The 26,690-nt window shown below is 64.1% G+C and carries 17 protein-coding genes and 2 pseudogenes; 8 read left to right on the plus strand and 11 right to left on the minus strand.

All coding sequences use genetic code 11. From position 1 onward, the window contains the following. The 4 genes from D3877_RS28100 to D3877_RS30715 all read right to left on the minus strand — a co-directional run bounded on the left by D3877_RS28100 (window position 1) and on the right by D3877_RS30715 (window position 7,212). A complete protein-coding gene (locus D3877_RS28100) occupies window positions 1-4,641 on the minus strand; it encodes a glycosyltransferase (protein WP_119834114.1) in 4,641 nt (1,546 codons plus the stop codon). Continuing rightward, window positions 4,641-5,840, minus strand: coding sequence for a glycosyltransferase family 4 protein (locus D3877_RS28105; protein ID WP_119834115.1), 1,200 nt, complete (start codon window positions 5,838-5,840; stop codon window positions 4,641-4,643). The genes D3877_RS28100 and D3877_RS28105 overlap by 1 nt, the downstream gene beginning before the upstream one ends. A gap of 19 nt (window positions 5,841-5,859) precedes the next feature. Beyond that, entirely contained in the window at window positions 5,860-6,735 is an 876-nt protein-coding gene (locus D3877_RS28110; RefSeq protein ID WP_119834116.1) for a glycosyltransferase family protein, read from the minus strand. A 339-nt stretch (window positions 6,736-7,074) separates the two neighbouring features. After that, the gene (locus tag D3877_RS30715) at window positions 7,075-7,212 is read right to left on the minus strand and encodes a hypothetical protein (protein ID WP_238475143.1); all 138 of its coding nucleotides are present in this window, start codon (window positions 7,210-7,212) and stop codon (window positions 7,075-7,077) included. Here D3877_RS30715 and D3877_RS31110 point away from each other — a divergent pair. Together D3877_RS31110 and D3877_RS28120 are read left to right on the plus strand one after the other, a co-directional pair. Continuing rightward, window positions 7,189-7,554, plus strand: coding sequence for a tetratricopeptide repeat protein (locus D3877_RS31110; protein ID WP_420796921.1), 366 nt, complete (start codon window positions 7,189-7,191; stop codon window positions 7,552-7,554). The two genes, D3877_RS30715 and D3877_RS31110, sit on opposite strands and share 24 nt — an antisense overlap. A gap of 36 nt (window positions 7,555-7,590) precedes the next feature. Then, complete coding sequence (locus D3877_RS28120) at window positions 7,591-9,489, plus strand: hypothetical protein (protein ID WP_119834118.1); 1,899 nt, start codon at window positions 7,591-7,593, stop codon at window positions 9,487-9,489. Window positions 9,490-9,526: 37 nt separating this feature from the next. On the opposite strand, the gene D3877_RS28125 is transcribed toward D3877_RS28120, so the two are convergent. Next, complete coding sequence (locus D3877_RS28125; RefSeq protein ID WP_119834119.1) at window positions 9,527-10,990, minus strand: sensor histidine kinase; 1,464 nt, start codon at window positions 10,988-10,990, stop codon at window positions 9,527-9,529. Beyond that, window positions 10,983-11,654, minus strand: coding sequence for a response regulator transcription factor (locus D3877_RS28130; RefSeq protein WP_119834120.1), 672 nt, complete (start codon window positions 11,652-11,654; stop codon window positions 10,983-10,985). The genes D3877_RS28125 and D3877_RS28130 overlap by 8 nt, the downstream gene beginning before the upstream one ends. A 218-nt stretch (window positions 11,655-11,872) precedes the next feature. Here D3877_RS28130 and D3877_RS28135 point away from each other — a divergent pair, with 218 nt between their 5' ends. The 3 genes from D3877_RS28135 to D3877_RS28145 all read left to right on the plus strand — a co-directional run bounded on the left by D3877_RS28135 (window position 11,873) and on the right by D3877_RS28145 (window position 16,786). Next, a complete protein-coding gene (locus D3877_RS28135; protein WP_119834246.1) occupies window positions 11,873-14,029 on the plus strand; it encodes a peptidase domain-containing ABC transporter in 2,157 nt (718 codons plus the stop codon). Continuing rightward, window positions 14,026-15,429: an HlyD family type I secretion periplasmic adaptor subunit gene (locus tag D3877_RS28140; RefSeq protein ID WP_119834121.1), complete on the plus strand. Its 1,404-nt coding sequence runs from the start codon at window positions 14,026-14,028 to the stop codon at window positions 15,427-15,429. Before D3877_RS28135 ends, D3877_RS28140 begins: the two co-directional genes overlap by 4 nt. 115 nt (window positions 15,430-15,544) lie before the next feature. After that, the gene (locus tag D3877_RS28145; protein ID WP_158600027.1) at window positions 15,545-16,786 is read left to right on the plus strand and encodes a tetratricopeptide repeat protein; all 1,242 of its coding nucleotides are present in this window, start codon (window positions 15,545-15,547) and stop codon (window positions 16,784-16,786) included. A 34-nt stretch (window positions 16,787-16,820) separates the two neighbouring features. Here the strand turns inward: D3877_RS28145 and D3877_RS28150 are convergent, their stop codons facing one another. After that, complete coding sequence (locus tag D3877_RS28150) at window positions 16,821-19,187, minus strand: tetratricopeptide repeat protein (protein ID WP_158600028.1); 2,367 nt, start codon at window positions 19,185-19,187, stop codon at window positions 16,821-16,823. A gap of 259 nt (window positions 19,188-19,446) precedes the next feature. Between D3877_RS28150 and D3877_RS28155 the strand changes: the two genes are divergently transcribed. Both D3877_RS28155 and D3877_RS28160 read left to right on the plus strand, forming a co-directional pair. After that, window positions 19,447-20,817 (plus strand): tetratricopeptide repeat protein, encoded by a 1,371-nt coding sequence (locus D3877_RS28155; protein WP_119834124.1) that lies wholly within the window; start codon window positions 19,447-19,449, stop codon window positions 20,815-20,817. Then, a complete protein-coding gene (locus D3877_RS28160; RefSeq protein WP_158600029.1) occupies window positions 20,814-22,787 on the plus strand; it encodes an O-linked N-acetylglucosamine transferase, SPINDLY family protein in 1,974 nt (657 codons plus the stop codon). Before D3877_RS28155 ends, D3877_RS28160 begins: the two co-directional genes overlap by 4 nt. 18 nt (window positions 22,788-22,805) lie before the next feature. Here D3877_RS28160 and D3877_RS28165 read toward each other — a convergent pair. Further along, window positions 22,806-22,964 (minus strand): annotated as a pseudogene (locus D3877_RS28165) (IS3 family transposase); the annotation flags it as partial. Window positions 22,965-23,031: 67 nt separating this feature from the next. Between D3877_RS28165 and D3877_RS28170 the strand changes: the two are divergent. Then, a pseudogene (locus tag D3877_RS28170) lies at window positions 23,032-23,267 on the plus strand (IS3 family transposase); the annotation flags it as partial. Window positions 23,268-23,494: 227 nt separating this feature from the next. On the opposite strand, the gene D3877_RS28175 reads toward D3877_RS28170, so the two are convergent. The 3 genes from D3877_RS28175 to gmd all read right to left on the minus strand — a co-directional run bounded on the left by D3877_RS28175 (window position 23,495) and on the right by gmd (window position 26,648). Next, a complete protein-coding gene (locus tag D3877_RS28175) occupies window positions 23,495-24,241 on the minus strand; it encodes a glycosyltransferase family 61 protein (protein WP_158600030.1) in 747 nt (248 codons plus the stop codon). 366 nt (window positions 24,242-24,607) lie between these two features. Then, window positions 24,608-25,594 (minus strand): GDP-L-fucose synthase, encoded by a 987-nt coding sequence (gene fcl, locus D3877_RS28180; RefSeq protein ID WP_119834127.1) that lies wholly within the window; start codon window positions 25,592-25,594, stop codon window positions 24,608-24,610. Beyond that, window positions 25,578-26,648, minus strand: coding sequence for a GDP-mannose 4,6-dehydratase (gene gmd / locus D3877_RS28185; protein WP_119834128.1), 1,071 nt, complete (start codon window positions 26,646-26,648; stop codon window positions 25,578-25,580). Before gmd ends, fcl begins: the two co-directional genes overlap by 17 nt. Window positions 26,649-26,690: the final 42 nt, after the last annotated feature.

Below are 26,690 nucleotides of genomic sequence, written 5' to 3' on the forward strand. Positions count from 1 at the left end.
TCAGCGGTGGACCGTGTCGAGCCAAGCGTAGGCGGTGAGCGACGACCGGCGCGCGCCTTTGGCGGGCGCCGGTTCCGTCGGCAAGCGCCAGGGCGGCGTGACGCGCGGCGGCCAGCCAAGCCCGCAATCCTCGGCGTCGAGGGTCAGGTTTGGGCTGTAGTAGGGGTCCGCTGACACGATGTCGGCCCAACGACTCGTCATATAGGCGATCTCGACGGCGAATTGCGCCAGACGCTCCGGTTTTTCGACACGGCCCCGCGACGCCCCTTCATGGTGGTACATCTCGGCGTGCGGAGTCCAAACCAGTCGGTGCCCAGCCGCGCGCAGGCGCAGGCACAGATCCACGTCGTTGAAAGCGACGTGGAGATGCTCCTCTTCGAAGCCTCCGACCGCTTCGAACACGGAACGGCGGATGACGAGGCAGGCGGCGGTGACGGCGGACAGGTTTTGCGTCAGGGCGGCTCGGTCGGCGTAGCCGGTGGCTCCGCGAGGCAAGCCCCGATGCAGGTGGCCGACCAGCGTGTGCAGGCCCAAGCCAACCCCGGCGTGTTGGATCGTGTCGTCGGGATAATACAGCATGGTGCCCACCGCGCCGATTTCGGGGCGGAGCGCGTGAGCGGTCATTTCCGCCAACCAGGCCGGGGCAATGGCTTCGATGTCGTTGTTCAGGAAGGCGAGAACCTCGCCCTTCGCGTGGCGGACGCCGAAATTGTTGATGGCCGAATAATTGAACGGCGCGTCATAGGCCAGGACGCGAGCGGCGCCGGTGCGCTCCAACTCGGCGAAATAGGCGCGCGCTTCGTCGGTTTCGCTGCGGTTGTCGATCACCAGGATCTCGAAACCGCCAGGGTAGACGGTTCGTTCGCGTAGGCTTTCGACGCACAGGCGCAGCAGGTCGATCTTGTCCTTGGTCGGCACGATGATGCTGACGAAGGGCGCCCGTTCGGGCAGGGCGTAGACGATGTGGTTCGCCGTGCCGTTCAGCCAAGGCTCCACCCGTGCGCCTTGAGGGGTCAGGTGGCGGGTCAACAGCGCATGCTCACGGCCCCGGCGGGGCTTTTCCATGTCCTCGTCGGCGGTGCGGTGGGACAGCACGAAGGGCGCGTGGCGCACCACCGGCTCCGGGCCGACGCTCATCCGTCGCAGAACCGTCGCGTAGACCAGATCCTCTCCCGCCGAGATGGTCGAAGCGTCCAGAAGCGCGCGCCGCAGGACGACGAGCGGTCCCAGATAGTTGCGGGCCAGGAAGAGGTCGGGACTCCAGTCGGGCTTGAAATCGGGCTTTACGCGCCGCTTCCGGCTGTCCAGCCGGTCTTCGTCCGCATAGAGGATCTCGGTCTTGGGATCCGCCGCCAGACAGTGGGCGGCCATGTAGAGGGCGTGTGGCGCAAGCTGGGTTGCCGGATCGACGAAGACCAGCCAGCCATCGGCTCCGATCAGAGCGTCGGCCTCGGCCATGAGGGAAACGCGCGGATCATGCGCCAGGGTGGCGACGCCATCTCCCGCCGCCTCGTGAGGGGCGAGGATAATCAGGCGCCAGTGGGGGTAAAGCTGCGACCGCAAGGACGCGATGGTGTCGGCCAGATCGGAAAAGGCGGCGTTGTGCGCGGGGATGACCACCGTGAAGTCGGTCTTCAACGCCGCGCCACGCTGTTGGATGGTCTTCTGGTCTTCGTCGGTGAGGATGTCGAAGCAGGCGACCCAATCCTCATAGGTCAGGGCTGGAGCGGCGTTTTCCAGGCGGATGGCCTCATCCATCACCTGAGCCAGTCGACGCGGTCCTCTCAAGATGCCCGCCAGCATCATGCTGGGCCGCCGCGCGAGCAGAAAGGCGAGCAGCGTCAGGCCACCGCAGGAGATCGCCTCCACCGTGTCCAACCGGAAGCGTCCAGGCCGGGCCATCGGGTCGAAGCGCAGGCCGCGCACCCCATCGGGCAGGCGCAAAATCTGGCGAACCCGCCCCTCGCGCAAAGGCGGGAAAGACAGCTTTCCCGCTTCCGACAAGCCCGCGCCGGCGTCAATGAACAGTTCCGGGGTCAAGGGGAAGTCAATGCCCTGGCCCGCGTAGCTCAACACCACCCAACCACTTGGCATCCGTCCTGAAACGGGCTGGATGAAGAATTGCGGATCATCGTTGGCGCTGCGGTAAAGATCGCCTTCTTTGGTTAGGCTGTCGTTGGGGGTCAGGGTTAGGCCGCGCGGGCGGCAGGCGAACAGGCCGACCACGCGCCGGGCAAGCCGAGCGGCGCGGCGGAACGGTCCTGTCACCCGCCACGACCAGGAGGCGTGAAGGGCCGCGATCACCTGCTGTTTTTCCGTGTTTGCGGTTTCCAGAACGGTGATAGCCTGCTGCTTTTCGGCGTTTGCCGTTTCCAACGCGACAATAGCCTGCTGCTTTTCGGCGTTTGCGGCTTCCAATGTGGCGACAGCCCGCTGTTTTTCCGCATTTTCAGCTTCTAGAGCAGCGATGACGCTCTGTTTTTCGACGCTTATGGACTCCAGCGCGGCGATGGCGCGCTGTTTCTCGGCGTTCTCAACGTCCAGCGCGGCGATGGCCTGCTGTTTTTCGACGTTTGCGGCTTCCAGCGCGGCGATGGCCCGCTGTTTTTCGACGTTTGCGGCTTCCAGCGCGGCGATGGCCTGCTGTTTTTCAGCGCTTCCGGCTTCCAGTGTGGCGATGGCCTGCTGTTTTTCGGCGTTTGCCGCAGTCAGCGTTTCAATCGCCTGCTGTTTGCGTTGTCCATCGGCTTGCAGCAGCGCGACCGTATGATCGGCGCGGATGAAGGCGCCGCGCGCCAGCGTCGCCAAATCCCCGACCAGCGGCCCTTCCAGCATGGCGCCGTCAGCCAGATAAGGCCGCAAGGCGCGAGCATGGTTGAGGCCAAGCGCCGTGGTCTTAATCATGCTGGCGTCGTCGGTGCGGTACCAGAACAGCGCCTCAGGCACGGTCAGCAGTTGCGCTCCGCTCAAGACCGCGCGGGCGAAGAACTCGTAATCCTCGTGCCCGACCCCATAATCCTCGCTGAAACCACCAAGGCGGCGAAAGGTCTCGGTGCGGATCAGGGCGTTGGCGTCGCCGAAGGCGTTGAACAGGATGCCGACGCCCGCAGCCGGTCCCAGAAACAGGCGACGGGACTCAACCACCGGGCCGCCATCCTCCTCGCGTGAGAAGGTATCGTTGAAGCAGGTGACGATGTCGGCGCGGGACGCCCGCGCGGCGGCGACCAAGACCGACAGCTCTTCCGGCTTGGCCAGATTGTCGTCGTCCATGAACAGCAGATAGGGTCCCACCGCCGCCGCCGCCGCCGCGTTGCGGGCGGCGCCAAGATAGCGGTTGGGCTGGCGGATCAACCGGAAGCGCGGCGTCGGCGGGTCGCGTTCCAGCGCCGCAAGGCATTCCAGCGCCTCGGGCGCGTCGCTGCCGTCATCGACCAGAATGATTTCCAGCGCCGGGTAATCCTGCGCGGCGAGGCTGGACAGCGCCCGCCGCAACAGGTGGGGCCGGTTGAAATGGGTGACGCAAACGCTGACCAGGGCTGGTTCGGCCAACTCTTCCGGCGGCAGGGCGGTGGGACTCCCCAGCCACAGGCTGGGGCCGAGGAGGGGAGCCGGAGCCGGAGCCGAAAGGGCGTCGATCAGGCGGTTGGCGAGATCCGCCGGTGGGCCAGAGGACGCGAAGTTGGGGCCAAGCCCCGCCGCCAGATCGGCGTGGCCGCGTCCGACAGCCCGCAATCCGGCGACGCGGCACAACACGCCCAACCACGCGGCGTCGCGCCGAGCGGCGGGCAGTATGGCGATGTCGGCCTTGCGCAGGGCGTCGGCGAGAGCCGCGTCGCCGTGTCCTGTCGTCGTTGTCTGTCCGGCCAGGGCGAGAGGGGGGACGATCAGGGAGGGAGAGGCCAGCTCTTCGTCCCCGCTGGCCTCGATCACCGTCACGGTGACAGGGCTTTGCAGGTGCGGCAAAGCCTGAGTCAGCGCCTTGTCCACGAAGCGCAGTTCCGCCGGGCTGACGCCCTCGCCGATCACCAGAATTCGGGTTCCGGCTTCAGCGGCTTCCGGTTCGGCGCCGAACGTCTCAACACTGGGCAGTTCGATGCCAGGAAGAGCGGCGTCCATGACCGATGACACGCGGTCAGCCAAAGTCAGGCAACCGTCTTCCAGATGCAGCCGACTCAGCGTGTCGAAATCGGGGAAGAGGCCCCGATCCAGCAGCAGAGCGCGGCTTGGTCCCAGGGTTAGGATGGCGAAAGCGGTGCGGGTGAATCTCCGGCCCGCGACCCGGTCCAGCAGGCAGTAGTAAGGCAGGCCAAACAGGTCGGTGGCGTGGATCGCATCGTCGGCGCGGTCGCGCGCCCACAGATAAAAGCGGTAGGCCAGACGCGTGTAAAGATTTCCTTCCAGCCGTGTCGGCGGAGCGGGCGCCCATTCGGTTGTGACGCCATGACGCTCGGACAGGACGCGCAGGGACTGTTCGGCCCCAGCGGGCAAAGGCTTTTCGGTGACGACGCAGGCGGTGACGGACACGCCCTCGGCGGCTAAGGCGCGGCACAAGGCCAATCCATGGCGCCAGGCGAGGGCGGCATGTTCGTCGTCACACCACGCCAGGGGAATCGCCGCCGATGCGCGATGCTGTCCAGTCATCAGTGCTGGCGCCGTTGCATGTGATGGGACAGGTAACGCAGGGTTCGCTGCGTGGCGCTCGACAGGCCTTCGGCGCGCAGAATTTGCCAGAATTTCGCCACATAGGTGGACATCCAGCCGCGTTGAAAGGCGGGAGCCGATTGAGCGATGGCGATGGGGGCGGTCCCCATCTTGAGGCCGAGCAAGGCGATCGTCTGGTCCACCGCGACGGCCCAGCGGTATTTTCCACGCACGAAGCGATAGCCCATGATCGAATGCTGACGGACCAGATCGCGGTTGCGCGCGTAGGCTTTCAGCAGCGCCAGCATGTCGGCGCTGTCGGCGGCCAGGAAGGGAGTCATCTCCGGGTGGGCGCCGGTGTCATAGGCCAGCCCGACGGTGCCAAGCGCCTGAGCCTCCAGAAGCGGCAAGTTGCAGCCTTCCCACAGGCTGGGAGACACGAAGACGTCGAGCTTGCGCAGATACTCCGCACGCTCTTCGTCCGTCGCGTTCAGGTGGGTGACGATGCCAGCGGCGCGGAAACCCTCGGCATCCTCGGCCGCGCCGCGTCCCATGATGTGGATTTCGGCGTTGATCCCCGACGCGCGCACCGCCGCCGTCAGATCCAGGAAATTCCGCATTCCCTTGTAACGGGCCTCGCCGACGCCAATGCGCATCAGGGTGCCGATGCGCAGGGGGGCGCTGTCGCCCAACGGAAAGTCCTGCAACCCTTTGCCGCCGCGATCGGGAACATGGTCGCAGCCGTTGAAGACCAGACGCGCTTGTGGCCAGCCGATATCGCCGCTGATGAATTCAGAGATGGAAATCACACCGTCCATCGCCGGATAGACGTTCACCTGCTTGTGGCGGATGATCCGTTCACGCTCTTCCCGGTCTTCTTCAAAGAAGGACGGGCTGGGGTCGCCATGCTCCCATGCCCAGCAGGAGAATTCGCCGCGAAGCTCTGGAAGGGCCTCAAAGAAGGGCGTGGTGTGGGCGACCAGAACCGTCGCGCCGACCTCGCGGGCCAGGGCGGCGATGGCCGCCGGACGCGGTTCCACCTGACGGATGTCCAGACCGGACAAGGTGCCGTCATGCTCCATGCAGCCGATGACGACCGGAACGCCACGCGCGGCAAGCCCCCGCGCCAGATTTTCGATCACCACCGAAACCCCGTAGCCGCGGCCCATGCGGTGGCAGAGGAAAAGGAGTGCGGACATGGAATTCAACACGGGGTTCCTACAGGGCGAAGGCTTCGATGAAAGCCCCCCAACGGCGCATGAAGAGCTGGCGGTCGGCCCAGTCTTCCGATCCCTTGGGTCGGGTTGCGTTTTCCAGATGCAGCACGTGGCCCGCGTTGAGGATGGCGATCCCCTGGCCAAGACGCCGGGCGGCGAGGCATAGGGCCACGTCCTGGCATTCGGTGCGATAGGCTTCGTCGAACCCGCCGATCTCCCGGAACAGAGCGGATCGGATCATAACGCATGCGGCGGTCACAGCAAGGCAGTCCCAGCTTTCCACAGCCGTCGCGGGCATGGTTTCCCGGGCGTGCGGGTGAAAGCAGAAGCCGCGCAGAGGGCCGTCGCGGAACACGTCAATGCCAGAGTGCTGGACCGTGCCGTCAGGGAAGAACAGGCACAATCCGGCAAGGCCCAGTTCAGGGCGCCGTTCCAGCAGCGTGAACATGCGCATCAGGCAATCGGGATGGTCGCGCAGGATCACGTCGTTGTTCAGGAACAACGTCGTGTCGTAACGGGCGTGCGCGAAGAAAACCTGATTGTTGCAGCGTGAGAATTGGTATTTCAGGCCGCGCATGACCGTCACCATCGGGGGGGCGCGGTCGTACAAGGACAGGACATCCGGGTCGGTCGATCCCGTGTCGCCGATCAGCACCTCAAAGCCCAGCCCGGCGGCGCGGAAGCTTGGTTCGATGGCGATCAGGCTTTCGACCAGCGGGACGATCAGCTCCGGCTTGTTGAGGTTGAGAATGATGATCGACAGCCCACGCGTCGCGTCGCGCTCAGGAGCATCCCGCGATCCACTCTGACCAACGGCGTCCACGCGTTCCTGATTCGTGGCGTTGGCGTATGGGGCGAGCAGATGATAACGCTGCATGAGGTCGGGACGTCGTCAGGGGGCATTTGGCGGCCATAAGATAGGCCGTCGCAAGGTTCGTCAATTTATTTCATCGACAGGGAAGGTCCCCAGGGCGGTCATTGGCGGCACAAGGGTCGATCCCGGCTCAATTTCGCCGGTGAGTGGTGGTTTTGGCGGCTTTAGGACGCCTTCGTTCCTTGGCTAACCCTGCGTCAGGCGAAGTTTTCCCCGTTGGAATGGCCCATGGCGGGGAGGCTTGGGGTGGATCGGGGCGATCCATGATGGACGATGGTCGATCTCTCCTGCTAAGAGGGCAGGCGTCCGCGCCTCCATTTTTGTCAGGCGCGGCCCTTTAATTTAGATACAGGCAAGACGGGTTTCCGCGTCATGACTCTGGCCGATGATCTGCCCCGCGCCCTTGCCTGCTGGCGTGCGGGGGATTGTGTTGAGGCGGAGCGGCTCTGTCGGGCGCTGCTTGCCGAGCATCCGGATCATCCGGCGATCCTATCGGTCCTTGTTCTGGCCTTGCATGGTCAGGGGGACCACGCGGCGGCGCTGGGTTTGGTTCGCCGGGCGATCACGCGCTCTCCACTCTCGGCGCATCTGCACCACAATGCGGGTGTGTGTTTGACCGCGCTGGATCGGGTTCAAGAGGCGGCGCCCTATTTTCAACAGGCCGTCGCGCTTGTCCCGGCCCTCGCTCCTGGAGCGCCAACGCCCTGTTGGAGGGAGTGCGGGGAAGGAGCGCTGGAACTTGATCTTGGTTTCACGGCGACCGAAAGCCATGCCCGCGCGGCGAAGCCCGTTCATCCCCATCTCGCGCCGCCTCGTCGCTGAGGAGGACCTGACATCCACAGCGCCTCGGATCACTCTATGACGCACGCCATTCTCTTCGTTCATCTGGGCGACGCGCTGCCGGCTTGCCTGGATGACGCGCTCGCTCAGGCGCGGCTGTTCAACATGTGCGACATTGTTCTGGTCGCCAACGCCGCCGCTCTGGCCGCCACGCCGCCGGATCCGGCGTTGGGAATCCGCGTGGTTCTCGTGGAAGATCTGCCGATCTCCCCGGCGCTTGCCAAATTCCGGGCCGCCGCAACCACGGACCGCGCCTTTCGTTTCGGGTTCTGGACCTATGTGATCGAGCGGTTCTTTCTGGTCGAGACGGCGATGGAATCGCTGGGTCTGAGCAACGTCATCCATCTGGAAAGCGACAATCTGCTCTACGCCGACATTGGCCCGTTGTGCGCGACGCTGGAGCGGCTTTATCCCGGTCTTGCCGCGCCCTTTGACAATGACCAGCGGGGCATCGCGGGCATTCTGTATGTCCGCAATGCCGCCGCGTTGGGCCGCTTCACCCATTTCGTCGCCGAATTTTTCGTCCGCAATCCGGGAACCCGGATCAACGACATGACTCTTTTGGGGCTGTTCCGCCAGCGGTTCGGCCTGGATTGCATGGACGCGCTTCCCGTGGTTCCCGCTGATGGTCCCGTTCCGGCGGGCAGCCTGCTTGGCCTCGCCCCGACGGATCCGGGGCTGTACACCCGGCATTTCGACAAGCTGAACGCCGTTTTCGATACTGGCGCGTTGGGTCAGCATCTTGGCGGCGTCGATCCGCGCAACGTGCAGGGCCGCCGCACCGTCGGTTTCCTGAACGAAAGCGCGGCCTATCAAGCGTCTGATTATCGATTCCGGTTGATGCCGGACGCGCAAGGGCGGCGGGTTCCTCATCTGCGCGCGCGGAACCAGGGGGACGACGCTCCCTTCTGGCCGATCATCAATCTGCACGTCCATTCCAAGGATCTGGCCAGCTTCCGTTCAATTCCGCCCCGCGTGGTTGTTCCTCCGCCGTCGCCTTCTCCCGCCGAACCGGCGGACATTCCGGAGGCGGAGATCATCACGGGCGAGCGTCTTCAGGCTTTGGCCGATGTTTCGGTGATCGACGAGGCCACTTTCGCCTTTCACGCCAGCTTGCGCCATTTTCCCGACATCCGGCTGTGCCGCTTCCAGGGGCCGCGCCATCGGTTGACGGTTGAAGGCCCCGATCAGCTGCGGGTCTTGCAGCGAGCGTCGGTCATATTCGTCTACACCCATTTGATCGACAGTTTCATCCGGGATGTCCTGCCGCATTTGACCCAGCGTTTTGTCCTGATGAGCCATAACAGCGATCATCGGATTGGCCCCCAGCACCGGGCCTTTCTGGACGATGTCCGGCTGGTCCATTGGTTTTCTCAGAACGCCGAGGTCGAGCATCCCAAGCTGTCGGCTTTGCCGATCGGGCTGGCCAACGCGCAATGGCCGCACGGCGACACGGCGGCGCTTGCCGCCGTCGCGCGCGCGCGACGTCCGAAGAGCGGGCTGCTCTACGCCAATTTTGAAATCCGGACCAACCCGGTGGAACGCCAGCGGGTGTTTAACATCCTAAAGGACAAGCCTTTCGTCACGCTGACTCCGCCCAAACCATACCGCCCCTATCTGGAGGAACTGGCGTCGCACCGCTTTTGCGTATCGCCACCCGGCAACGGACCGGACTGCCATCGGGTTTGGGAAGCCCTGTCGCTTGGCGTCATTCCACTGGTCCAGTCCGGGACCTGGATGCGTTCCTTCGCCGATTTGCCGTTGGTCGCGGTGGACCGTTGGGAGGATGTGGATGAAGCTTTTCTGGAGCGGGAGCGTCAGCGGATCCTGGCGTCGCCGCTTAGGCTTGGTTCAGTGACGCTCGACCATTGGCGCCATCGCGTCCGCGCGGCCTTCGCTGCGCGGCCTTGTCCGTAACGTGAGGGAAAGACGGGCAACCACCCAAAAGGTCAAATCACCCTTTGGTTTGTTGCCCGTCTGGGTATCCGTTCCCGATCAAGTCCTGCTGAGAACGGCCAGTTCCCGTGGCCGGGGCGGGAGGAAAGCACAGCCGAACGCGCAGGCCGGGTTGGTTGTCTTCCATGACCAGTTTGGCCCCGTGCAACTGAGTCACCGCGTCCACCAGACTGAGGCCAAGCCCATTTCCGGGGGTGCTGCGGCTCCAGTCCAGACGGATGAAGCGCCCCAGCACACGCTCGTGATCCTCCACCGGAATGCCGATGCCGTTGTCGGCGATGATGATCTCGGTCCAGCCCGCGTCTTTGCCAACCGTGACGACGACGTCGATGCGACCGCCTTCGGGGGTGTATTTGACCGCGTTGTCCACCAGGTTGGCGAGAGCCTGGGCCAGAAGCTGTTCTTGCCCCCGGATGACCGCCAGGACATCGACGCGAACGTTCAGGTCGATGCGCCGCTCTTCGGCGACCGGCTCATACAACTCCACGACCCGCCACAGCACAGGCGACAGCGGCACATCGACCAACGGCATCTGCTGGTAGCCTGCCTTGGCCTTGGCGATGCTGAGAAGGGCGCTGAACATGTCCAGAAGGCGGTCGGCCTCGGCGATGGCCTCCTGGATCATGTCGCGGGTTGGATCGCCCTCGCGCGTTTCGATCACCGCCATTTCAAGTTGGCCGCGCAGGCGGTTCAGCGGTGTGCGCAGATCGTGGGCGATGCCCTCGCTGACATGGCGCAGCCCGGTCATCAGATCCTCGATCTGGTCGAGCATGTCGTTCACGTTGGCGGCCAGCCGGTCCAACTCGTCTTCGCTGGTGGATCGCGGAATGCGGGCGTGCAGATGGCCGTCGATGATCTTGCGGGTGGTCCGGTTGATGGTTTCCAGCCTGTGGGTGAAATGGCGGCTGACCAAGAGTCCGCCGACCGCCGAAATGGCCAGGATGACGGTGAAGCTCCAGAACAGCGACTGGACGATCTGGCTGCGGAAGCGCCGCCACTCCCCCAGATCTGCCCCGACCAGCAGCTTGTGGCCGTCCGGCAATCTCCGGACGATTCCCATCGCCATCAGACCGTCCGGCGGCGCGTCGTCCTGTCCGGCCAGCCCGGTCCCCGCCCGAAATGAGAGCCAGCCCCGACGGTCGGGCGTGACGGCCGGCATGGCTGGCAGATTGCCGATCACCCGCCCCCCAGCGGGATCGGCCAGCAAGAGAAGATCGGTGGTGTGCGCCGTTTCGGTGCGGTCGCCCAGGACCTGGATCAATTTGGGCAAGCCGCCACGGTTGTAATGGCTCATCAACCCGTCGAGTTCGGCGACAATGGTCTCCTCGGCCTGGCGGTCGAGGAAGGTTTCCGTCACCTTGTAGATCACGCCGGAGACGATGAGGGCGGACAGCAAAAACACGCCCAGATAGACCAGCGCCACCCGGATCGTGACCGTGCGGAAATGCAGACGTTTAAGCACGCAGGCAATACCCGGCGCCGCGAACGGTGTGGATCAGCGGCGAGGCGAAATCGCGGTCGATTTTTTGCCGCAGACGGGCCACATGCACCTCGATCACGTTGGTTTGCGGGTCGAAATGAAATTCCCAGACATTTTCCAGCAGCATCGTCCGCGTCACCACATTGCCGGCGTTCCGCATCAGATATTCGAGAAGCTTGAACTCACGCGGGTGCAACTCGATTGAGCGCCCTTCGCGCTTCACCTTGCGTGTCAACAGATCCATTTCCAGATCACCGACCTTCAGGCGCATCTCTGGCTGATTCTGCGGGCGGCGGCGGCCTAGAATTTCCACCCGGGCGATCAGCTCGCCCAGAGAGCATGGCTTGGTCAGGTAATCGTCGCAGCCGTTGCGCAGTCCGTACAGCCGGTCTTCCAGGCTGCCGAGCGCGCTGAGGATCAACACCGGCGTGTCGTTTCCGGCGGCGCGCAACGAACGGACGATCGACATGCCGTCTTGGGATGGCAGCATGCGGTCCACGATCAGAACGTCATACAGCTCGGATGACGCCTGTCGCAGCCCTTCGGACCCGTCAGCGACGTGGTCCACGTTGTGGCCATGATCCCTCAATCCCTTCAGCATCAGGGTCGTCGCTTTGGGATCATCCTCAATCACCAGGATTCTCATGGCGGGGTTGTTGTCGTCTTGTCAGAGTTGAGGGGGGCGGCCTGTGAGATGGTAATCTTCCACTCCGTTCGATGATAGCGGCTTAAGATGTCCGCATCTCCGTCTTGTTCCAGGGGAATGCCTGGAAAAAGGAGGATTACAATGTTTTAATTTGCCTGTGAAAACCAGCCGGTAGCCTATACGGCGAAATCCTTTTGCAGTTTGGGAGCGTCACGCAGATGCCCGTATCCGGGCCGAACAGCGCCTTGAGATGCCTTGTCGAGGCGGCCCGCCTTCGAGGCATCGACACGTCGATCGAACGCATCCAGCACGACAATGTGCTGGACAACCGTGAGCCGTCCACCAGGCTTCTGGTCAAGCTTGCGAGCCAGATCGGACTGAAAGCCCGCGCGGTCCGCATCGGCTGGCACCATTTCGGCAAATTGGATCAGGCTTTTCCGGTGATCGCCCGGTTGCGCAACGGCAATTCGGTGCTGATCGTTGGCGCAAACGTCGTGAACGGCGTGCCGGTGGTCCTGATGCAGGATCCGTTGGCCGCCGACACGGTCGCGCTTCCGGTGGATGAGGCGCGCTTTACCGAAGCCTGGACGGGCGAGGTCATTCTGCTGAAGCAGGATGGTGACGCTACCGATGAGGAGCCGGTCTTCGGCTTTTCCTGGTTCTTCCCGATGATCCGGCAGCAGAAGCGGATCTTCCGCGACGTCGGCATCGCCGCTATTCTTCTCAGCGTGCTGACCATGGCGATGCCGGTCTTCATGCAGATCGTCATTGACCGCGTTCTGGTCCACCAAAGCATCGACACGCTGCATGTCCTGCTGGGCGGCATGATGCTGGCGATCGTGTTCGAGACGCTGTTCTCCTACATGCGCCGTTATCTGATGCTGTACGCGTCGAACAAGATCGACGCGCAGGTCAGCATGCGCACCTTCTCCAAATTGGTCAGTCTGCCCATCGATTTCTTCGAGCGCGCTTCGACCGGCGTCGTCACCAAGAACATGCAGCAGACCGAGCGCGTCCGCCAGTTCCTGACCGGGCAGGTGTTCTCCGTCGCGCTGGACTGCATTGGTCTGATCGTCTTCATCCCGATGATGTTCATGTACAGCGCTGTTCTGGCGATGGTCGTGTTGGGATCGACGCTGCTGTTGTGCGTGATGATGATCGCTTTCTTGCCGCCGATGAAACGGCGCATGAACGACCTTTACGCCAGCGAGGCCAATCTCCAGGGTTATCTGGTGGAAACCATCCAAGGCATGCGGACGATCAAGTCGCTGTCTCTGGACGCTCGTCAACGCCATGCCTGGGATCAGAAACTCGCCCGCGCCATCGACAATCGGTTCCGCTTGGGCAGCTTCGCGTTGATCGCCCAATCGCTGATTATGCCCATCGACAAGATCACCCAGGTCGTGGTGATGGGGTTGGGCGCCTACATGATCTTCAACGGTTCGATGCTGGTCGGCGGTCTGATCGCTTTCAAGATCATTGCCGGGCGCGTCACCGGCCCGCTGGTTCAGCTGTCGCAGATGATCCAGCAGTTCCAGGAAGTGTCGCTTTCGTTGCGCATGCTGGGCCAGATCATGAATCACGAGTCCGAGGAAGGGCGCACAGGTCGGGGCATGCGCGCGCCGATCAAGGGCGAGGTCGAGTTCGCCAACGTGCGTTTCACCTATCCGGGAACCTCGTCGCCAGCCCTTGACCACGTGTCCTTCACCATTCCGCAAGGCCACATGTTCGGGGTGATGGGCCGGAGCGGTTCGGGCAAGACCACGGTCACGCGCATTCTTCAGGCCCTGCATCGGCCCCAGGAGGGGTTGGTCAAGGTCGATGGCCATGATCTTCGTGAGATCGACCTCGACCATCTGCGCACCAACATCGGCGTCGTGTTGCAGGACAATTTCCTGTTTCGGGGCACCATTCGCGAGAACATCGCGGCGGCCAAGCCCGGCGCGCCGATGGAAGAGGTGATCGAGGCGGCCCGCTTGGCTGGCGCCGACGAATTCATCGAACGCCTGCCGCGCGGCTTCGACACCATGATCGAGGAAGGCTCCGCCAACCTGTCGGGTGGTCAACGTCAGCGTCTGGCCATTGCGCGCGCTCTGCTCATCAACCCGCCGATCCTGATTATGGATGAGGCGACCAGCGCGCTCGACGCCGAGAGCGAGGCGATCATTCAGGCGAACATGCAGAACATCGCCAAGGGGCGCACGCTGATCATCATCTCCCACCGCCTGTCGTCTTTGGTTGGCTGTGATTCCATCATGGTCTTGGACCATGGCAAGGTTGCCGATGTCGGTCGGCACAGCGACTTGCTGGTTCGCTGCGACGTTTATCGCCATCTCTGGTACAAGCAGAACCGGCATCTGGAGCTCGCGTCATGAGCCTTGTGCAGATCAAGCCCTCGTCGCGCGAGCTGGAGGAGGCGGATCGTTCGATCGCCGATTTCCAATCGGACACCTCCGAGATCGAGAACCAGCCCGAACCGATGCTGACCCGGTTGACGCTCTATGTGACCACCGGGTTGATCGTCACGGCCATCGTTTGGGCGTCGCTGGCCCGGATCGACCGCGTGGTGTCGGCCACAGGCAGGCTGGTGTCAACCGAAACGCCGATCGTCATCCAGTCTTTCGAAACAGCGATCCTGAAAAGCATCAAGGTGCGGGCTGGCGACATCGTCAAGGCCGGGCAGGTTCTGGCGACCATTGATCCGACCTTTGCCCAATCGGACATTGGTCAGATCACCGTGCGCTTGCAGACCGCCGAGGCCGCCATCTCGCGGCTTGAGGCCGAACTGGCCGGGCAGACCTACAAGCCGCCGTCCGACTTGCCGCCCGAACTGGCGATTGGACAGCTCGGGTTGTGGCGCAACCGCCAAGCCCAGTTCAACGCCCAGGTCTTGAGCTACAACGAGCGCATCGCCCGCTCTCAGGCCACCATGGCCAGCAGCGCGATCCAGATCACCAATCTGACCGCGCAGCTTCAGAAGTGGAAAGAGATCGAGGACATCCGCAACACGCTGGCGGCCTCGCAAGTCGGCAGCAAGCTAAACGCTCTGGCCGCCACGGCGAATCGTCTGGACATCGACCGCAGCCTGACCACGGCCAAGGCCACCGAACAGCAGAGCCGCCACGAGTTGGACGACATGAAGGCGCAACGCGAAGCCTTCATCCAGCAGTGGAGCAACACGATCGCCCAGGAGTTGATGCAACAGCGCACCGAGCGGGACGTGCTGTCTGAGCAGATGGCCAAGGCGAAGAAGCGTCAGGAGTTGGTCACTCTGACGGCGCCCGTGGATGCGGTGGTTCTGGAGGTGGCGAACCGGTCGGTCAACTCGATCGCCCAGGCGGCTGAGCCGCTGTTCACGCTGGTTCCGATCAACGCCCCTTTGGAAGCGTCGGTTCAGATTGATGGGCGGGAGATTGGCTTTATCCGCGAAGGTGACACGGTTGCTCTGAAGTTCGACACCTACAATTATCTGGAGCATGGCGCCGCGCAGGGCGTGGTGCGGACGATCAGCGACGATTCGTTCAGCCGCAATGATCGAACCAGCGGCATCGCCAAGGCGGACGGCGGCGCGGCGACGACTGGAAGCGGCAGTGGGCTGTTCTACCGCGCTCAGATCAAGCTGACCAACGTCGATCTGCGCAACGTTCCAGAAGGGTTCCGCCTGGTTCCTGGTCTGCCGCTGACCGCCGACGTCAAGGTGGGCAACCGCACCATCATCGCCTATTTCCTGAAGCCCTTGATGGGCAGCATCAACGAAAGCATGCGCGAGCCTTAACGGCCCGTTCCCAATCATGAGCCAGACCATCAACAAACCTCAGGGAACGTTGCTTCGTGGGCAACGCAAAGCGCTTCAATCCTGGCCAAAGGGGAAGCGCATCCCTTTTCCCGGCTTGTTTCAGAAGCTTCGGGGAACCGACAAGCTCCTGAGCGACGCTGACGCTGCTTTTGAGGAAGGGCGCCTGACGGAGGGCGCGCGGCTGCTGAAAATTCTGGCGGGTCGGCGTCACACCGACGCTCTGTTCCGGCTGGGTCAATGTTACGCGCAGGGGCGCGGAGTCGTCCGCAACATGCCGGAGGCGGTCAGTTGGATACGTCGGGCGGCGGAGTTGGGGCACACCGACGCGCAGCACTTCCTGGGACAGATCTATTCCCAGGGGATGGGCAAGGTGCGGGACTACAGCGATCCGATGCGGCTCTACGCGGCGACGGACGAGGCTGACCCTCATTCCAACCGCAGCCTTTTGTTTCCTGCCGGCGTCAACATTGAGCGCAACGAAGCCGAGGGGTTCCTCTGGCTGGAACGTGCAGCGAAAGCTGGGCACGCCTTTGCTCAACTCGATCTGGCGCAGCGTTTCCTGTACGGATGGTCGGGCGGTGAGCCAGACATCCCGCACGCTCTGGAACTGCTCAAGGCGTCGGCTGTTCAGAATTGCTCCAAGGCGCATGTCGTCCTCAGCCGGATGTTTTTGGAGGGCAAGCTGGTGGAGCGGGATCCGAAGGCTGGGGTGGAGCATCTGCGCACCGCCGCCGAACTCGGGAATCCCGACGCGGCGGGTGAGTTGGGGGTTCTGCTGGCGAGCGGAACCGATGTGCCCGCCGATCCGGTCGAAGCGATTCAGTGGTTTGAAAAAGCGGTGGCCCGCAACCATGCGCCGTCGGTCCTCAATCTGGCCAACATGCGTCTGCGTGGTCAGGGGGTTCCCCAGGACCCGGCTAAGGCGGCCAGCCTGTACCGCACGGCGATCAAGCTTGCCCGCTATCCTCAGGCGCAATGGCGGTTGGGGAGCCTGTACGAGACCGGGCAGGGGGTCGAGCAGGATGGCTTCGAGGCGTCGGAATGGTATCGGCAGGCGGCCGAGCAGGGGTATGTCCCGGCGCAGTTTTCGCTTGCCTTGCTGTATTCACGCGGCGGCGGTGTGGTTCGCAACGATCAGAAAGCGGCGGACTGGTTCGAGAAGGCCGCCAACGCCGGGCATGTTCAATCGTGCCTCAATTTGTCGCTGATGGCGCTGCGTGGTCGGCTTGGCGCTCCAGACCGCGACCGGGCGCGCCAATGGCTCGAACGGGCGCGCGCGCATGCCGGCCCTGGCGATCAGGAACACATCCGGCATGTGGAAAGCCAAGTGGGGTAATCGCTTGCCGTATTGGGATAAGGGGTGGCGCCGGTCACGTTGAGGCCGTCCGGCGCCAGCGTCGCCATTCCTCGCGGAGCGCTGTTTCCAGGGCGCGGGAGAAGCTTGGCCCGTCGAGCAGGGGAGAGTGCCGCATCCGTGCGCGCAGCCCTGCCCGCAACGCCGTCAGCCGTTCCAGATCGCCGCACAGCTTGGCAATCGCCTCGACGCAGGCGTCGGCGCTGTCGACCACGAGATCCGATAGGCCAAGCAGACTGAGGAAATGGGCGCTCTGCCGACCGGCGGGGCGGTCGTTCGGCCAAGCGACCATGGGAACGCCCATCCACAGGGCCTCGCAACTGGTCAAGCCGCCGGAAAAGGGCAGGGGATCGAGCGCGATGTCGATCTCCCCATACTCCGCGAGAAGCGCGGCGTGGGATGACCAGCCGCGCAAGTCGAGCCGTTGCGGATCGACGCCCGCCGCCGCGAAACGCCGACTAATCCGATCACGCACCACGGGATCGCCCAGCGGTCGGGCTTTTAGCACCAACCGCGAATTGGGAACCGCCGCCATCACCCGCGCCCACAGCGCCACCGTGTCCACCGACAGCTTGGCCAAGCTGTTGAACGAGCCGAAGGTGATGGTGCCGCCATTGCTCAAGGCCGGGGGCGGGCCGACGGGCGGAGCCTCGTCAGGCGGGCGGTAGCAGAAGCGGCCCTGCGGCAGAGCCACCAGCCGCTCTTCGAACCAGTCGGCGGCTGTTTCGGGCATCTCCAAGCCGCCGCCGATGATGAGGTCGATGGCGCTCATCCCGGTGCTGTGCGGATAGCCGATCCATGTCGCTTGGATCGGCGCTGGGCGGTGGGCGAAAAGCGGCAGGCGGTGGTCGGCGGTGTGGCCGGACAAATCGACCAGGATGTCAATCGCATCGGCGCGGATCGCCGCCGCCGCCGCCGCGTCGTCCAAGTCGCCGATCCATCGCCACCCGGCGGCGTGCCCCATCAATTCGCGCGTCAGCGGGTCGGGGGTGTGGGGCGCTGTCTGGTTGGCGTAACCGATCACGGCGATCTGTTCACGGTCGTGGGTGGCCAAGAAGGGCGCCACAAAATAACCCACCGGATGGCGGCGCAGGTCGGCCGACACCAGACCGATCCGCAGACGCCGTTCAGGAGCCGGATCGTTCGGGAAAACGCCGCCGGGTGGATCGCTGGGGATCGCCGGGTTCGGAGCGGCGGCGTGCCGGTCATGCCACGCCCGATGTTCGGCCCGTCTTTCCGCCGGGCTGCCGCCGGGTTGATATTGCCGGGCGAACAGCAGACTGCTGTGCGCCTTGTACGAGGCCGGGTTGACGATCAACGCGCGTCGCAACCGGCGCACCGCTTCATCCACCCGCCCCTCGTCGACCATGGCGATGGCGCTGTTGGTGAGCAGGCTGGAATCGGCAGGGGCCAGAGCCAACGCCGTGTGAAACAGGGTCTCACCTCGGCTGTGCCGTCCCGCCGCCGTTTCCGCTCTGGCCAGCCGGTCTCGGTGGCGGGCGTCGGTTGGCGAGCGTTGCGCCGCCTGTCGGAACGCGCGCAGTCCGGTCATGCGCTCTCCCGCCGCTTCCGCCGCCTCTCCGATGCGGCGCCAGAGCGTGGACGGGTTGGCGGCGTCAGATCGGCGTCGCTCGGTTGCCAGCATCACCGCCGCCGCCCGCCAGTGGCCGCCATCGAGCAGGGCCGAAGCCAAGCCGAACGCCGCCTCCGGGTGCCCAGGGTCAACGGACAGGGCGGCCCGGAAAGCGGACGTCGCCTGAGGGATCTGGTTCAATCGCAGCAGGGCGTTGCCGCGATTGACCAGCGGCGTCACCTTGGCCGGATCAAGCAGCACGGCGCGACCGCTCGCCGCCGCCGCCTCATGGTCGTCCGTCAGGATCAGCCCCAGCAAACTCCAAAGGTCGGCCCGGTCCGGCGCGCTTTTCAGAAAAGCGCGGCATGCCGTTTCCGCTTCGGCCATGCGCTCCAGCCGTCGCAAGCCATCCACCAAAAGGACCGGCAATTCCGGGCGGTTCTGGCCAAGGAGCAGCGCGCGCCCGGCGGCGGCCACGGCGCCTTCCTGCTCGTTCTGGCCGTAAAGCAGCCGGGCGCGCAGCGCGTGGGCGGGCGGAAGGGCGGGGGCGAGCGCAAGGGCGATGGCGCTGTCGGCAAGCGCCTTCGTCGGCAGCCCCTTCATCAACCGCAGGGCCGACCGATTGGCCCAGGCTTCGGCATAATCCGGTCGAAGCGTCAGGGCGCGGGCAAAGCCCCGCTCGGCTCGTTGCGGATCACCGTGCAATTGGCGCAGCAGGCCGTCGGTCAGGGCGGCTTCGGCGGATTGGGGATCCAGCGCGGTCAGGACGGCGCAGATCCGCCGTGCTTCGACCAGTCGACCGCCGCGCATATGATGGCGCATGACGTCCCGCAGACGCGCAGTGTTGTCCGGAACGGACGCGTCGTCAGCGCGCGTCGGTGAGGAATCGGATGGATGCACGGAACCCCGAAGAAACGAAACTGGGCAAATCCGGTTGATGCGGCGGCGCGGGCGGGCGTATACCACAGCTTTCTGCGCCCAACCGGAACAATTCAACAGAGCCACCAGGAAAAGCCGGTGACAAGCAGGGTTTCCTCCGCCTCCGTTCCGCACACGAGATCACGCGACCGTGTCCTTTGATCCTCCCGCCCCGGCGGATGAAGCTCTCGATCAGGACGCGGCCTATGTTCAGGCGCGGCGGCGTTATGAAGCGGGAGATCTGCGGGAGGCGGCCCGGATCTGTCACGCTTTGGTTGACCGCGCGCCTCTGCACGGACCAGCCCTGAAGCTTTTGGGCGCAATGGCCCATCGCAGCCAACGCTATGGTTTGGCTGTGGATTTCTTCCGACAAGCGCTCATCGCCCTGCCCGCAGACGCGGCGGCTCGCAGCAACTTCGCCACGTCGCTGAAGGATTGGGGACGACTGGACGCCGCGCAGGCGCAATTCCGTGTGTTGTTGGCCGAGCAGCCCGACCTGTTGGCCGGTTGCTACAATTTTGCCAATCTGCTGCAACATCTCCATCGTTTCGATGAGGCCATCACCCTTTACAAGCGGGTGGTGGCGCTTGACCCCGATTGCGTCGACGCCCATTGGAACTTGGCGCTGAATCTGCTGCGCGTGGGCCGTTTCGCCGAGGGCTGGGGCGAGTATGAGTGGCGGTGGAGGCGTCCGGGCACCCCGGTGGAGCATCGCGGCGTTCCCGCTTGGGATGGCGGCCCATTGAACGGGCGAACGCTGCTGTTGGTGTGCGAGCAGGGGTTGGGCGACACCCTTCAGTTTTTGCGCTATGCGCAATCTCAGGCGCTGTCCGGCGGCTCCGTGGCGCTGCGCTGTCAGGCCGAGTTGGCAAGCCTGCTGGAAGGGCAGCCGGGCATTGACCGCGTGACGACGACCCGTGATCCGCCGCCGCCCTGCGATGTCCAGGCGTCGCTGATGAGCCTGCCTGGGCTGCTCGGTTCCAGGCTCGACACCATCCTCGCCGCTGTTCCCTATTTGCGGGCGCCGAAACGTCGGGTGGCGTTGCCGGACGGCGGTTTCCGCGTCGGGCTGGTGTGGGGCAGTTCGCCGACCGATCCGTCGCGCAGTTGTCCATTGTCGGCGCTGACCCGGTTGGGCGGGATTCCAGGTCTGCGGGTCTTCAGCCTTCAAAAAGGGCCGCACGCCGATCTGTTGTCGACCACGCCCGGCGCCGGTTTCATCACCGACCTGTCAGCGGAAATCGCCGACATGGCGGACACGGCGGCCCTCATGCAGGACATGGATCTGGTGGTGACGGTGGACACCTCGGTGGCGCATCTGGCTGGCGCGCTGGGGCGTCCGGTCTGGATCCTCTTGCCGCATCTGGCGGATTGGCGATGGCTGCTCGACCGCGATGACAGTCCATGGTACCCGACGGCGCGTCTGTTCCGGCAGACGACCGCCGGTGATTGGGGCAATGTCGTGGAGAGGCTGGAAAAGGCGCTGCTCCAGCGCCTCCAGACATGGAGACGCGGGTCATGACGCAAAACACACAGACGGACATGTCGGCGGCCTCTCTTCTGCGCCGCGCCGCTCTTGCGCGTCGTCAGAACCGTTTGCCCGAAGAGGCGGCGGCGCTTCAGGCCGCCCTGCGGGCCGCGCCCCAGGACGTCGACGTCCATTTCGCCATCGCCAACGCCCTGTTCGCTCGGGGGCGGCACCCCGCCGCTCTTGCCCAATTCCGCCGCGTCATCGCCATCGCGCCGGAGTTTGTTCAGGCTCAGCACAATCTTGCCATCCTGTTGAAGAAGCAGGGAAAGACGGCGGCGGCAGCGGCAGTTCTGAATCGTGTGGTGCGGCTGAATCCAACACTGGGCGGCAGTCAATTGGCGCTGGGCGACGCGCGGCTGACGCAGGCCGATCATGTTGGGGCGCAAGCGGCGCTGGAGCGCGCCGCTCTTCTTCTGCCAGCGGAGTCGCGCGTCTGGCTGCTTTTGGGATTTCTGGCCAAGAGACGCGACGATCCTGATCGGGCGGCCTCCTGCTTTGATCGAGCCTCCAAGCTTGCCAGGATGGACAGCGTGGCGCGGTTGGGGTTGTGCATGGCGCGCCTTCCCAGCCTCTATGACCAGAGCGAAGACATCGAGCTGGCGCGGCGGCAATACGCCGCCGATCTGGAATCGCTTGTCGCGTCGGTGCGGTTGGACGATCCGGCGGCGGTTCAGGAGGCGGCCAACGCGATCGGCAGCTTCCAACCCTATTATCTTGCCTATCAGGAGCGGTGCGACCGCCCGCTTCAGGAGCTTTATGGCCGGTTCGTCGCCGGGGTGATGGCGGCGCGCTATCCGGCTTGGGCGAACCGCCCGCCCATGCCGCCGCGCTCTCCGGGGGAGCCGCTGCGGGTTGGCGTCGCTTCGGGTTTTTTCCGGTGGCACACGATCTGGAAATTGATGATCCGAGGTTGGATGGACGGGCTGGATCCGGCCCGCATCCAGCTTTACGGCTATCACACCGCCGCCATTCGCGATGACTGCACCGAACAGGCGCGGTCACGCTTTCACCGCTTTGCCGACGGGCTGTCGTTTGACGCGATGGCCGCCGCCATCCGGGCCGACGATCTGCATGCGCTGATTTACCCGGAAATCGGCATGGATCCGATGACCAGCAAGCTGGCGGCGTTGCGGCTGGCCCCGGTTCAGTGCGTGTCCTGGGGGCATCCCGACACCACGGGGCTGCCAACCATCGACTGCGTGCTGAGCAGCGATCTGATGGAACCGGAGGGCGCCGACGAGCATTACAGCGAGCGCTTGATCCGCCTGCCTGGGCTTGGCATCGCCTATCCGCCGTTGGTGGTGGATTCCGAGGCGACGGACTTCGCCGCCTTTGGCGTTCGGCCTTCGTCCATTGCCTATCTCTGCTGCCAGTATGTGTCCAAATATCTGCCCCAACACGATGATCTGTTCCCACGGATCGCCTTGCACGTTCCTGACAGTCAGTTCCTGTTCATCAACCCGCGTGCGGACGGAGTTGCAGCGCGGCTGCGCAAACGGCTGGACGCGGCCTTTGCCCGGCATGGGTTGGACGCCGCGCGCCATGTGGTGATTTTGCCCTATCTGCGACCGGGGCAGTATGTGGCGCTGAATCGGCGGGCCAACGTCTATCTCGACAGCGTCGGTTGGTCGGGCGGCAACACGACGCTGGAAGCGGTCGCCGAGGGGCTTCCGGTGGTGACCTTGCCCGGAGCGTTGATGCGCGGGCGTCACAGCGGCGCCATTCTGACGCAAGCGGGCGTCACCGAGACCATTGCGGCGGATCTGGACGACTATGTCGCGCTTGCCATCCGTTTGGGCAATGATCCAGTGTGGCGAGCTACCGTCTCGGTGCGGATCCAGGAGGGATGCCGCCATATTCACGAGGATACCCGGCCCTTGCGGGCCTTGGAGGATGCGTTGGAGTGGTTGGCTGAAGGGGAAGTACAGATTGGAGTTGCCGGAACGTGTCAACGATTATGAGAAGGGCCGATTTGCGAATCAGACTTGGATGATTTCCGGTTTTTTGGTTGGACTGATCCAGATTTCGATTGGCATGGCGGGCGGTTCAGGCTTTTTGCGGGCGAACCGTTCTGGATTGATGCGAAAGACGCGGTCAAGTGTTTCCTGCCGGGCGACATGCACGGCGTCGGCTACGCCCTCCGTGCCAATGAAGATGAGACCAGCCCTCTGAAGTTTAGGCTCGAGGGCGTAGGACACTCATTGCATGGTTATGCCCAACAAACGCCCCCGCCAGTCACTGGAGTTGGCGCCGTCCCTGACGTTGGCAGCCCACCGAGGGTTGCCGCCGCGCCTGCGGCAGCCTCCCCGGAACGGTTGGCCCGTCCGCAACGCCGCACCTTCACGGCGGCGGAGAATCTGGGGATCCTGGAGGAGACGGATCGGGCGGCGGACACCGACGGGATCGCCGCGATCCTGCGACGTGAAGGTCTGTACTCCTCCGAGCGCCTCCAAGCGCCAGAAATTCACGAAGATTTCCGACCACGCGGGGCCGCCGACCCGTCCTAAGCGCCATGTCCCGACGTCTATCGCCACCCTGCGCATCACCATCGGCCCGGACGCTCGCTTGAAACCTCCAGCGATGTCCTTGCTGCCAAAAATTGTGTATTTTATGACATAGTAAAAGTAAGAGGGCAGAAACAAGAGGTTCCTCGATCACCCTGAACTGGTCAGGTGTTGCTGAAAAGGTCGGCTCCCTCTTCGTTTTCAAGCGCTTCCAGGGCGGTAAGGACACGCGTCGGATCGGCGTGGAAATCGGCGTTGTGATCGCTTGACGGATCGGCGCCTGTTGGCGCCGCCCGCAGAGCCGTGAAGCGATGACCGAGAGCGCGCGCGAGAAAGGCAAAATGCCGCAACGGCGGGGCGTCGGGCCACAACTCCACCACCCTCGCGCCGGGGGGCGCAAACAGCATGTTGGTCAGCCCCGCCCCATGCGGTCCGACAATGACGCAGGCTTCGGCAAACAACCGGCGTTGAGCATCAAAAGACAGAGCGCCGGGAACAACCGTTTCGATTCCTCGAGCGGCCAAGGCTGCGGTCAGCTCTTCTTCATTCCGAATCCGCCGCGCGTTGGCATCCCGCCGGGACACATACAGCGCCCGCTTCGCTGCTCCCGCACCGGGCGGCGGCGGGAACTCGGCGCGCAAGGTTTCAACAGCGAACGGATGGATATAGCCGTACTGCGAAACGTTGGACAGCAGCGCCAGCGACCGGACGGGGCGGGGCTGGTTGCCGTCGATCCACAGCACATCCTCCTCCCGCAGACCCAAATGGGCGAGCAGGGCGAAAACAACCTCTGGCGGATCCCGCAGCAACGCAATCCGCAAGATTCCCAGCGCCCGCAGCCGGGGCCTCAACCGCAGGAAGGCCACGAGGCGGGGAAAAAAATCAACCAGCCAGTGATAGTAATTGCCCATGCAATCACCGCCGACGAAAAAAACCGGCTCATCGATGGGATCGCCAACCTCCAGCGTCAGGGCGCAGCCCTCGCCCCCCGTCGGCTGAATTGCCGGAAAGCGGCCCTTGCGAATCAGATAGGGGTTGATCGCGATTCCATCGACGATCAACCGGTCATCGTTCGTCAGGACGCTCCAATCCGGCGGAATAACCAAGACGTCGTTCAACACGAACAACGCGGGAAACAGGCGCAGGGTGTGGGCGTCCTCCACCCAAATCCCTTGCGGGTGCAAAGCGCCCAGAAAACGCCCGGCCTCGAACACCGAGGTAAAACGGGCCTTACGCCGCAGGGGGAAAGGGGCGGCCATCATCGGGGCGGATTTGGGTTAGGAGGACGTGGCGGCGCGCAACACATGCTCCCGGTACCAAACGTAAGCGTTTTCCACCCCGTCGCGCAGTCCGATGCGGGCGCTCCAGCCCAGCCCGGCCAGTTGCCCGACGTCCAGCAGCTTGCGCGGCGTGCCGTCCGGCTTGCTGGTGTCGTAAACGAAGCGTCCGGTGAATCCCACGACGTCGGCGATCAACTCCGCCAATTCGCGGATGGTCACGTCGGAGCCGACACCGACGTTGAGCGGCACGTCGCCCGAGTAGTTTTGCAACAGGAAGACCGAGGCGTCGGCCAGATCATCCACATGCAGGAACTCACGCCGGGGTTGGCCGCTGCCCCAGATCTCCACAGCCTCCAATCCCTCGCGCTTGGCGCGGTCGATCTTGGCCATCAGGGCGGGCAGCACATGGCTGGATGTCAGATCAAAATTGTCGCCGGGGCCGTACAGGTTGGTCGGCATCAGCGAGATGAAATCGCAGCCATATTGCTGGCGGTAGGATTGGCACAGCTTGATGCCCGCGATCTTGGCGATGGCGTACCATTGGTTGGTCGGCTCCAGCGGCCCGGTCAGCAGGGCGTCTTCGGTGATCGGCTGCGGCGCCAGTCGCGGATAAATGCAAGACGAGCCAAGGAACAGCAGCTTGCTCACCCCTGCCTTCCACGCCGCGTGGATGACGTTCGCCTCGATCACAAGGTTGTCGTAGAGGAATTCCGCTGGTCGGGTCGAGTTGGCCAGGATGCCGCCGACCCGAGCCGCCGCCACGACCACCACATCGGGCCGCTCCGCGTCCATCCAGGCTTCGACCTCGGCCTGTCGGCGCAGATCGACGCGGTCACGCCCGGCGGTCAGGACAGTGCAGCCCTCCCGGCCCAGGCGGCGGACGATGGCGGATCCCACCATGCCCCGATGCCCGGCCACCCAGACGCGGCGGCCTTCCAGAGAAAAGGGGGAAGACGGCGCAGCCGTCTCAGCCACGGTCGCCATAGCGCGGGGCCTCCAGCTTGATTGCGTGCAAATCGGATTCGACCATTTCCCGGACCAGATCGGGGAAGGCGGTGGTGTGAGTCCAGCCCAGCTTCTCCCGCGCCTTGGACGGGTCGCCCAGCAGCAAATCCACTTCGGTTGGGCGGAAATAGCGGGGATCGATTTCGATCAGAATTTCACCCGTCTCAGCGTCCACACCTTTCTCATCGACCCCGCTGCCGGTCCAGGCGATCTTGCGGTCGGTGTGCGAGAAGGCCAATTCGACGAATTCGCGGATGCTGTGCGTTTCGCCGGTGGCCAACACATAATCGTCGGGCTGGTCCTGTTGCAGGATCCGCCACATGCCTTCCACAAAGTCGCGGGCGTGGCCCCAATCGCGCTTGGCGTCGAGGTTGCCCAGATAGAGGCGCTTCTGACGATCCAGCGCGATGGCGGCGACGGCGCGGGTGATCTTGCGGGTGACGAAGGTTTCACCCCGCGTCGGGCCTTCATGGTTGAACAGGATGCCGTTGGAGGCGTGCAGCCCATGAGCCTCGCGGTAATTCACCGTGATCCAATAGGCGTAAAGCTTAGCGGCGGCGTAGGGGCTGCGCGGGTAGAAGGGGGTGGTTTCCTTCTGCGGCGTTTCCTGCACCTTGCCATACAGCTCCGAGGTGGAGGCCTGATAGAAGCGCACCCGGTCGGACAGCTTCAGAATGCGGATCGCCTCCAGCAGGCGGAGCGTTCCAATGCCGTCGGCGTTGGCTGTGTATTCCGGCGTCTCGAAACTGACCTGCACATGACTCTGGGCCGCCAGATTGTAGATTTCGGTCGGCTGGACCTCCCCCACCACGCGGATCAGGTTGGTCGCGTCGGTGAGGTCGCCGTGATGGAGCACGAAACGCACATCCGGTTCATGCTGGTCACGGTAGAGATGATCGATGCGCGCGGTGTTGAAGGACGAGGAACGCCGCTTCAGCCCATGCACCCGATAACCCTTGGCGAGCAAAAGCTCCGCCAGAAAGGCGCCATCCTGGCCCGTGGCTCCGGTGATCAACGCGACCTTGTCTGACATACGCTCTTCCTTACCATCGGCTTTGGATTGCCCGACCCATGC

Source organism: Azospirillum cavernae (assembly GCF_003590795.1).
Classification (GTDB): Bacteria; Pseudomonadota; Alphaproteobacteria; order Azospirillales; family Azospirillaceae; genus Azospirillum; species Azospirillum cavernae.

What these genes read in the sequence shown, in the direction of transcription:
- D3877_RS28100 (WP_119834114.1), bottom strand. Translation starts at nt 4,641, where the DNA reads ATGACTGGACAGCATCGCGCATCGGCGGCGATTCCCCTGGCGTGGTGT.
- D3877_RS28105 (WP_119834115.1), bottom strand. Translation starts at nt 5,840, where the DNA reads ATGTCCGCACTCCTTTTCCTCTGCCACCGCATGGGCCGCGGCTACGGG.
- D3877_RS28110 (WP_119834116.1), bottom strand. Translation starts at nt 6,735, where the DNA reads ATGCAGCGTTATCATCTGCTCGCCCCATACGCCAACGCCACGAATCAG.
- D3877_RS30715 (WP_238475143.1), bottom strand. Translation starts at nt 7,212, where the DNA reads ATGATCCGGATGCTCGGCAAGCAGCGCCCGACAGAGCCGCTCCGCCTC.
- D3877_RS28120 (WP_119834118.1), top strand. Translation starts at nt 7,591, where the DNA reads ATGACGCACGCCATTCTCTTCGTTCATCTGGGCGACGCGCTGCCGGCT.
- D3877_RS28130 (WP_119834120.1), bottom strand. Translation starts at nt 11,654, where the DNA reads ATGAGAATCCTGGTGATTGAGGATGATCCCAAAGCGACGACCCTGATG.
- D3877_RS28135 (WP_119834246.1), top strand. Translation starts at nt 11,873, where the DNA reads ATGCCCGTATCCGGGCCGAACAGCGCCTTGAGATGCCTTGTCGAGGCG.
- D3877_RS28140 (WP_119834121.1), top strand. Translation starts at nt 14,026, where the DNA reads ATGAGCCTTGTGCAGATCAAGCCCTCGTCGCGCGAGCTGGAGGAGGCG.
- D3877_RS28150 (WP_158600028.1), bottom strand. Translation starts at nt 19,187, where the DNA reads ATGCGCGGCGGTCGACTGGTCGAAGCACGGCGGATCTGCGCCGTCCTG.
- D3877_RS28160 (WP_158600029.1), top strand. Translation starts at nt 20,814, where the DNA reads ATGACGCAAAACACACAGACGGACATGTCGGCGGCCTCTCTTCTGCGC.
- D3877_RS28175 (WP_158600030.1), bottom strand. Translation starts at nt 24,241, where the DNA reads ATGGGCAATTACTATCACTGGCTGGTTGATTTTTTTCCCCGCCTCGTG.
- fcl (WP_119834127.1), bottom strand. Translation starts at nt 25,594, where the DNA reads ATGGCGACCGTGGCTGAGACGGCTGCGCCGTCTTCCCCCTTTTCTCTG.
- gmd (WP_119834128.1), bottom strand. Translation starts at nt 26,648, where the DNA reads ATGTCAGACAAGGTCGCGTTGATCACCGGAGCCACGGGCCAGGATGGC.